Genomic DNA, 7,903 nt, shown 5'->3' with positions numbered 1-7,903 from the left:
CGTCCAAGCATTTCCCGAGTCTGGGGGGAGGACTCGTGGCGACCGAGATCCTCCTCGGTCCGCCAATGTTCGAACAGGTGGAATGCGCCGGGTTTCGTCATGTCGGCGCTGACCCGATACTTGATGCACCCAGGCTCCGTGCCCACCTTGGCAGCGCTGGCAATTAGCAGCGAGCTCATCTCGGATCGTCGTGCCGGGTCGGACTCGAGGTACACGTACTGCACCACGGGCGGCGGGTGTTGAACGTCGGCGTCGCTCGGCGACGCAGTGATATCGGCCATGCTGTCTCCATCCCTTCGTAGGCGTACTCGCCGTAGCGCGCACGGATGGTCTTCTTGTCTCACTTACCGACGCTGGTGCGCGGCACCACTTCGATGAACGGGCATATGTTGACGACGAGTGGGATTAGCTGGAGCCTTCGGTCTGCCATTCGTTCGTATTGTCGAATGGAACAGATCCGGCGAGATAGTCAGCGAAGACACCGTCGGGATCTCGCTCTGCTCTGATGCGGCGCAGTCGTTTCCACGCGTCATCGGTCAAACACTTCACCCGTCTGACCTGCTGATCCGAATCACCCCAGTACTGGCCGATGGTAAGCGGCTCTAGCTCCCCCATAGCCGACAACAGCCAATCCTGGTACCGGTCGTCGTCGGCAGCGTCCTGGTAGATGATGTATGCACCGACCATGACATTCGTCCGCAAGGACATCGCCATGTCGGGACCTTGTCTAGGGAGCGCGAATTGAAAGAAGGTGTGTCCTGGCTCATTTCGTGGGCGCTCGAGCACGAGACGGGTGCTGGCCGACGTGATGGCCTTTGGCGAGCCCTCGACCCACGCCGAGTCCACCCGGTAACGCCGATTCGGCGGATGACTGGAGTCGACGAAAGCGTATTCCGCCTCGAGCGTGGTCGGGTGCGGTGGCACGGTGTGTTCTGCCTTCTCCGCGAATGGTCCTCCGATGATGGGCCGCAGAGCGGCATCGGCTTCCTCCATCGAATCGCAGAACGCTACTGCCCAAATCGCGAACCCGAGTTCGCCGTCTCGATGACCGGGGATCGGGAACTGGGGAACCAACGAGATCGCCACCAGATGGACCAGAGGGTCGAAATTCACTTGTTCGGCGCACAGCCAGTCGAGTACATCGGCATAGTCGTCAGCAGAGAAGATCTGCAGGGTGGACGACAGTCCCTGCGGCAGCGGACGGGTTCGAAGGTAGAAGTTCGTAATCACACCGCAGTAACCGGGGCCGGCACCCCTTGCCGCCCAGAACAAGTCGCTGTTCTCTTTCTCATCGGCATGTACCAACTCTCCGTCGGCGGTCACCACGTCGATGGCCACAATCTGTTCGGCGGAGAATCCCCAACCGCGGAAGTTCCATCCGATTCCGCCCTGCAGGAGGAACCCTCCCAGGCCGACGTCGGAGCAACCTCCGCCGGGAAAGAACATGCCGAATTGCTCGAGGTACGGGTTCAATTCGCGGCCACCTGCGATGGCGGGGCCGACGCGAACGATCCCGGTCTCCCGGTCGAACGACATGTCATTCAGATTCGCCAAGTCGATCAATAGGCCGCCCTCGCGGACTCCCCATACCGGAAAACTGTGCCCACCGGACCGCAAACCAACGATCCATCCCCGCTCGCGCGCCAGATGCACACCCGCAACGACATCATCGGTGTTCGCAGCGCGCAATACCGCTGCGGGAAGGCGCGCCGGAAGCCGTGAATGATAGACCCTATGGAAGCAGGACTCCATGTAGCCGGGGTCGCCGGGCATCCATAGCTCGCCGGCGAACTGGCGACCGTCGGTGTACTCAACGCTCATCGGTGAGCTCCTGTACTTTGCTGAGAATCGCTGTGGGTGCTGAGGAGGCCAAACCGTTCGGCAGTTCAACCAACCTGCACGGGCGGATTCTCCATGCGGGGCCGGATTATAGTTCGCGCTTCGTCAGGACAGACAGCACGAACGACGTTCAGGTCAGTAAATTCGGAGACCACGCCCAGCGCAACTACAGAATCATTGATGGCTCCATAAGCGTTTGGATATGAGGTGGACGACGAGAACTCCGCACGAGACGGTCACCGCACGCGTCCACCCTGCAGCGAACGGTGGCCGCGGGCCGTAGCGTAGCGCTGACCGGTGGCGGGCGGCGCGTTCGTGTCCGGCCTGCTGGCGGAGCTGCCACGGAAGAACGGCTGGACGCTGGCTGAGCACGCTGGCGACCTGAGCCCGGATGGCATGCGGCCTCGATGCACTCGGCGGACCCATCAGCGAAGCCACCGGGCGATCAAAACTGGCTGGTTACCGGCCACTCGGCGGTTCACGATGGGGTTCCTGCAGCTCATGCCGGGGCGACTGCCGCACGAATCGCATCGAGCGCGGCTTGCTGCAGTGGTGAGAAGTAATTGTCGGGGCGGTAGAGCAACGCGATGGGTTCATGGATGGTGGCATCGACAATGTCGATGCGACGCAGGCGGTTTGCTGAAAGTTCCCCTTCGACGCAGTACTGCGGGAACAGCGCGGCCCAGCCGTGCTCGATGACCGCTTGCTTGATCGGTTCGGCGTGGCCGAGCCGGATAACGAAATTGAGGTTGCTGACGCCGAGGTCGCGTAGCTGTGCATCGACCGCCTGCTGGTAGGCGACCTGGCGGGGCACGCCGACGAGTGGTATCTCGGCCAGCTCGGCGACTGTGATCGTCCGCTGTTGCAGCGGCCCGTCCGGGCTCGTGCACAGCACCAGCGGCTCGTCTCGCAACTTCTCCAGCCGCATGGCTCCGGGCAGATCGTGGTCGTGCCAGCTCAGCACAGCGAAGTCCGCTTCACCGATCTCCACCTGGTGCCGTGCTTGTTCGGGTTGAGCGATGTGCACGGTGATCTCCGCGCCAGTGCGGCGTTCGCGCAGGCGGGTCATTATCGGCGGTAGGAGATAGCTTCCGACGCCCATGCTTGACGCGATCACCACGCTGCCACCGACGCCGAGCGCCAGTTCCCGGATGTCGCGGCGGACACGCACGCTGCGGGCAAGCATCTCCTTCGCCCATAGGTACGCCCGCTGCCCGGCCTCGGTCAGAACCAGACCGGTCGATGCGCGCACGAACAGTTTGGCACCCAGCCACTGCTCGAGCGCCCGCAGTTGGCTGGACACCGCGGGCTGGGCCACCATCAGCCGTTCCGCTGCCCTGGTGACCCCTCCTTCCTCGACAACCAGGCAGAACACCTCAAGCCGTCGGAGCGATAGCTGAGCCTCCATCGACATAACCGATCTCTTATGAGCTCCTCGGAAAACTGCTAATGGATTTATATCACAACAGTTCTTAGAGTCTGTCTACTTCCACAAACCAGACAAAAGGTCTCCGCCAGGGCCAAGGAGGATCATCGTGACCACTTCCGGTACTTCCGCGCGCGATACGGGTGTCTGTGCGCGATTTGTCCAGGTATCCGATCAGCAGGTGCCTAGCCCGAACCCATGGTCGCCGTTGAAGATCTCCTCGGCCGAGATCGAAAAGGAAATCCAGCGGCTCGCTGACGGTGAATCCGGCCTGGACGGACGCCGGGCCGCTTCGATCGTGCACCCACTCTCCACCGACCCCGGTTTGGGGCTGGCGCCGGGCGTGGACGTCACGATCGAGGTGCTCAAGCCAGGAGAGCAGACGGTCGTCGTACGCCGTAACTCGAGCCAGGTCGAGATCGGTATCCGAGGGGCCGGAACGGTCGAGGCCGGTGGCCAGACCTTCGGGCTCCGCGAACTGGACGTGTGCACCATTCCGTCCATGAAGGCCTACCGGCACCGAAACGACAGCAGCGATCTTTGGGTGCGGTTGAGCTACTCCAACGCGCCGCTGCTGACCAAACTCGGCGTCCATTATGCGGAACAGCTCACCGGCGACGATGCCGAACCGGATATCGGTCGCGCGGAGGGACGGGCAGCGGCCTCCGGTAATAGCGCAACGGACGGCGACTACACCCGTGAAAAAGCTCCGGATTTTCCAATCGCGGATTCGGGTGCGAGAATGCGCGGATATGAATTCCTCGTCGACATCGAAGCCGTGCCCAACGATGCGCTGAATTGGCCGTGGACCGAGGTGACCCGGCATTTGTCCAGTGAGGTCGGCGACGGTAAGCGCACCATCATGGCGCTGTACAACCCGGCGACCGGGCGACGGCAGGGCGCCACACACAGTTTCTTCGTCACCGCCGCGCGCATGCCCGCGGGCACCCCGGCTCGACGGGTCGACCGCGGGCACCGGCACACCTCGATGGCGATCAACTACCACTTCTCCGGAGCGGGCAGCAGTGTCGTCGACGGGGAGGAAATCGATTGGGCAGCGGGCGATCTGCTGCTGTCCGCACCGGGATGGCGGGAGCACTCGCACCATCCCGGCCCGGAGGGTTGCGGCGTCTTCACCGTGCAGGACCACCCGCTGCAGATCGCCATGGAGTCGTTGATCTGGCAGGAGGACATGTACGGACCCATTCTCACCCTAGGTGCGGAGGCGGGCCAGACCGGCTATGTCGGGCCACGCGAAGCGGGCGACTGACCACCCGAATTCCCATGGGTAGTTCCACCTTTTCGATTGCTTAAGGAACCAACGTGGCTTCCATCCTCGGAATCGACATCGGCGGCACGTTCACCGACGCGTTTCTCGGTGACGACAAAGGCAACGTCACGACAGCGAAGGTGCCATCCACCCCGCCGAACTTCGCCGAAGGGCTGCTCAACGCCGTCGACGAAATCGGCCGCAAGCTGGGCCGACCGCGCGAGCAGGAGTTGGCCGATGTCGACTTCATCTGCCACGGCACCACCGCGGCGCTCAACGCGCTGGTCACCGGCAACGTCGCCCGGGTCGGTCTGCTCACGACCAAGGGCCACCGCGACTCGATCTACATCATGAATGTCGAGGGTCGCTATGCCGGACTGGGCTCGCACGAAATCCAAGACGTCACCGCTACCCGAAAACCGCCGCCGCTGATCCCGAAGCGGATGGTCAAAGAGATCACCGAACGCATCGACTACCAGGGCGACGTGGTGGCCCCCCTGGATGAGGACGAAGCACGGTCCGCGATCCGAGAGCTGATCGCCGACGGTGTCGACGCGATCGCAGTGAGCCTGCTGTGGTCGTTCGTCAACCCCGAACATGAACAGCGGCTTCGCAAGCTGATCGAACAGGAATCTCCGGACACCTACGTGTGCCTGTCCAGCGAAGTGGCGCCCAAGATTCGCGAGTACACCCGCACCGTCACCACAGTGATGAACGCCCAGGTCGGCCCCACGCTGCAGACCTACCTCGCACCGCTACAGGGCGAATTGGCCGCGCGTGGTCTGCGCGGCCCGCTGATGGTCATGCAGGGTAGCGGCGGCAGCGTCTCCGCCCAGGACGCGCCGACGCAGGCCATCACCACCATCGGGTCGGTCCTGACCGGAGGGGTGGTCGGTGCCCGAAACCTCGGCCAGATGCTGGGCCACCGCAACATCATCACCTCCGATATCGGGGGCACGACCTTTCTGGTCGGCCTGGTTGTCGACGGTGAGCCAGCGTTCGCCAGCACCACGACGCTTAACCAGTTCACCATCAGCACACCGATGATGAAGGTCACCTCGATCGGCTCCGGCGGCGGTGCGATCGCCTGGCTGGACGGCGCCAACCTGCGGGTGGGGCCCCGCAGCGCCGGCGCGCGGCCCGGCCCGGCCTGCTATGGCCAGGAAGGATTCGAACCCACCGTCACCGACGCGAACCTCGTGCTCGGCATCCTCGACCCCCACACGTTCGCCGAAGGCACCCGCAAGCTCGACGTGAAGCGCGCCCGGCAGGCGATCGACACCCATATCGCCAAACCTCTCAGGCTCGGGATCGAGGAGGCCGCCGCGGCCATCTTCGAGATCCAGAACGCTCAGACCGCCGATCTGCTCCGCAGCGTAGTCGTCGGGCAGGGACACGATCCCCGTGATTTCGTGCTCTACGCCTTCGGTGGCGGAGGACCTGCGCACTGTTTCGCCTACGGCGCGGACCTGGGTATCCAGGAGATCTACATTCCGCTCGGCGACACCAATGCCTTCTCGGCCTACGGCCTGACGACCTCCGACGTCGTGCTGTCGGCGGAACTGTCGGACCCGGCGTCCTATCCCTTCGACGCTGCGCGCGTACACCGCCAGTTCGCCCACCTCGAGCAGTCGCTGCACGAACGCCTCCAGGCCCAGGACATGCCGTTCACCGAGATCGAGATGCGCCGCGAGCTCGATATCCGATACACGGCCCAAATGTTCGAGGTGCCCACCCCCGTGCGGGGCGGCGAACTCAGCGACACCGACGTCGAGCAAGTGATCTCCGACTTCGAAGACCTCTACACAAAGCTCTTCGGCGCCGGAACCGGCTACCGGGAGGCAGGCTGTCAGCTGATCAACCACCGCGTGTTCGGCGTCGGCCGAGTCGGATTCAAGCCGCAGTTGCCGACGGTGACCGAAATCGCCGAGCAGGACACCGGTGTCGCGGTGCGTGGCACCCGCCGGGTATTCCTCGACTCCCGCATCGGCTGGGAGGCCACCACCATCTACGACTACCGACGGCTCACCCACGGCCACACGCTGACCGGTCCGGCCATCGTCGAGGCGGGCACCACCACCGTCGTCGTCCCGCGCGGCGCGACTGCCCGCGTCGACGCACTGCGCAACATCGTTCTCCACCTCGACGACTGGAGGTCGTGATGTCCGCCATGCCGCTGACACCGGTACCGGGCTCGGAAGTCTTCCAGAGTCGGCCCTACACCCGCGAGCAGATCCTTGCCGACCTGCCGGAAAGCCTCGAGCTCTACGCCACCGATCTCGAAGACGATGTGCCGGCGCTGACCTACGAGGTGGTTCGCAACCGCATCTACGCGATCACCGATCTGATGGGCGACGCGCTGCGACGGATGAGCGGATCGCTGGCAGTGACCGACACCAACGACTTCGACGTCGCACTGACCGACCCCTACGGCAACATCGTTCAGGTCGGTCCCTACAACACCCAGCTGGTCGCCTCGATTGGCCTGGCCATCGGCTGGATCCTCCGCAACCGCGCCGACAACCCCGGTATCGAACCCGGAGACATGTTCTTGTGCAGCGATCCCTGGGTCGGTGGCGGACTGCACCAGAACGATGTGGCCTTGTTCGCGCCCGTGTTCCACGAAGGAACCCTGTTCGGGTGGACCGCCGCGGTCGCCCATCAGCTCGACGTCGGCGGAGTAAGCCCCGGCAGCTGGACACCGCGAGCGCGGGACGTGTTCTGGGAATCGCTTCCGATGCCGCCGGTGAAAGTGGTGCGTGGCGGTCGGATCCAGCGCGACGCCGAGCAGGCCTACCTGCGGCGATCCCGGCTGCCCGAACTGGTGGCCCTCGACCTGCGGGCCAAGGTGGGCGCCAACCTGGTCGGCCACGAACGTCTGGCCGCGCTGCTGGACAAATTCGGCGGCGACACGGTGCAGAAGGTGATGCAACGGCAGATGCGTGACGCCGAGCAACGCCTTCGCGACAAGCTCGCCGCGATTCCGGACGGCACCTGGAGTGCGGTCAACTACCAGGAACAATCCGGCACCGGCGACCGAGGACTGTACGCAATCCGGTTGGCCCTCACCAAGGCCGGCAGCGACCTGCGGTTCGACTTCACCGGAACCGATCCCCAATCGGGAATGATCAACTGCACCTACACCGGTCTCTACGGTGGCATCCTCTCGGCGCTGATGCCGTTGCTGTGTGGTGACATCCCCTGGGCGCCAGGCGGATTGATGCGATGCGTCAGCATCGTCAGCGAACCCGGAACACTCAACAACGCGACGTTCCCCGCGGCGGTCGGCAAGGGCTCCGTGGCCTCGTCATGGGCCACCACCAACGTCGCGATCGAATGCCTGTCACAGATGCTCGACACGCACGAGA

The 7,903-nt window shown here is 64.1% G+C and carries 6 protein-coding genes; 3 read left to right on the top strand and 3 right to left on the bottom strand.

All coding sequences use genetic code 11. The features are described 5' to 3' along the window. From DAT37_RS36010 to DAT37_RS36000, 3 genes are all read right to left on the bottom strand, one after another. A partial coding sequence (locus DAT37_RS36010) for a putative quinol monooxygenase (RefSeq protein ID WP_109529421.1) occupies positions 1–281 on the bottom strand: 281 nt, incomplete at its 3' end. A 124-nt stretch (positions 282–405) separates the two neighbouring features. Further along, positions 406–1,821 (bottom strand): FAD-binding oxidoreductase, encoded by a 1,416-nt coding sequence (locus DAT37_RS36005; RefSeq protein ID WP_109529420.1) that lies wholly within the window; start codon positions 1,819–1,821, stop codon positions 406–408. A 517-nt stretch (positions 1,822–2,338) separates the two neighbouring features. Next, positions 2,339–3,253, bottom strand: a complete 915-nt coding sequence (locus DAT37_RS36000) for a LysR family transcriptional regulator (RefSeq protein ID WP_198654611.1) — start codon at positions 3,251–3,253, stop codon at positions 2,339–2,341. Positions 3,254–3,446: 193 nt separating this feature from the next. On the opposite strand from DAT37_RS36000, the gene DAT37_RS35995 reads away from it, so the two are divergent. The 3 genes from DAT37_RS35995 to DAT37_RS35985 all read left to right on the top strand — a co-directional run. Continuing rightward, complete coding sequence (locus DAT37_RS35995; RefSeq protein WP_109529419.1) at positions 3,447–4,535, top strand: cupin domain-containing protein; 1,089 nt, start codon at positions 3,447–3,449, stop codon at positions 4,533–4,535. 53 nt (positions 4,536–4,588) lie between these two features. After that, on the top strand, positions 4,589–6,697 hold the full coding sequence (locus DAT37_RS35990; RefSeq protein WP_109529418.1) for a hydantoinase/oxoprolinase family protein: 2,109 nt from the start codon (positions 4,589–4,591) through the stop codon (positions 6,695–6,697). Continuing rightward, positions 6,697–7,903: hydantoinase B/oxoprolinase family protein (locus DAT37_RS35985; protein ID WP_232840212.1), on the top strand; the 1,207-nt coding region annotated here is incomplete at its 3' end. The genes DAT37_RS35990 and DAT37_RS35985, both read left to right, overlap by 1 nt.

This window comes from Nocardia aurea (assembly GCF_003123685.1).
In the GTDB taxonomy this organism is placed as follows: domain Bacteria; phylum Actinomycetota; class Actinomycetes; order Mycobacteriales; family Mycobacteriaceae; genus Nocardia; species Nocardia aurea.
The sequence above is the reverse complement of the archived record's forward strand: the minus strand, read 5'-3'. Positions and strand labels throughout refer to the sequence as shown.